Source organism: Natrialba swarupiae, from assembly GCF_008245225.1.
Classification (GTDB): Archaea; Halobacteriota; Halobacteria; order Halobacteriales; family Natrialbaceae; genus Natrarchaeobius; species Natrarchaeobius swarupiae.
Map to the genome: position 1 here is coordinate 1 of NZ_VTAW01000093.1, position 636 is coordinate 636.

At 52.8% G+C, this 636-nt stretch carries 1 protein-coding gene; it reads right to left on the reverse strand.

Annotated features, from left to right (window positions below; translation table 11 throughout):
* Positions 1–7 precede the first annotated feature (7 nt).
* The coding region (locus tag FYC77_RS20055) for an IS630 family transposase (RefSeq protein ID WP_149083254.1) at positions 8–636 on the reverse strand (629 nt) is incomplete at its 5' end.

Here is a 636-nt window from a genome sequence, read left to right on the forward strand (position 1 = left end):
TGAGTGGTCAGCGTAACTTTTGAATATTCGGGAGGAACGTTTTGATCCAGTCGTCGGCGAAGCTAACGCGTTTGGATAGGTCTAGAAACGTGTTAGTAACGAACTGCTCGAAATGATCTTCTCCCTCGAAGATTTCTGGCGAAATCTTCCGTTTGAGCGTCTTCCAGAGCGGTTCGATGGCATTGAACATCGGCGAGTACGGAGGGAGGAAGACGAACTCGATGCCGAGTTCGTCGGCCCGTCGTTGAGTGAGTTTGGCATGATGTCCACCATCGTTATCGGCAACGAGCAGAATCCGTCCGACCGGATTCTGCTCGCGAATAGCCTCTAACGCTGCGCAGATACTCTCTTTCGTTGTTCGCTTCCGAAAGATGAGCGTACTCTTGCCGAGCAATGCATAGAAGCCAAGCGTTTTCCAGGGAACTGTGACCAGCGGTTTGTGGATTTCCACGGTTCGATCGTACGACCACATTCGCTGGGAGTTCTCGAACGGTTGTGGCCACGAAGCGTCGAAGAAGCCGAGAATAAGTGGCTCATCACCACGGTCTTTCGTGAGCGCCTCTCCCAGGCGCTCACGAAAATCCTCCTCAGCATCTGGCGATTGTCGCGGATCCATCGGTCGTGGTTTTGCATACT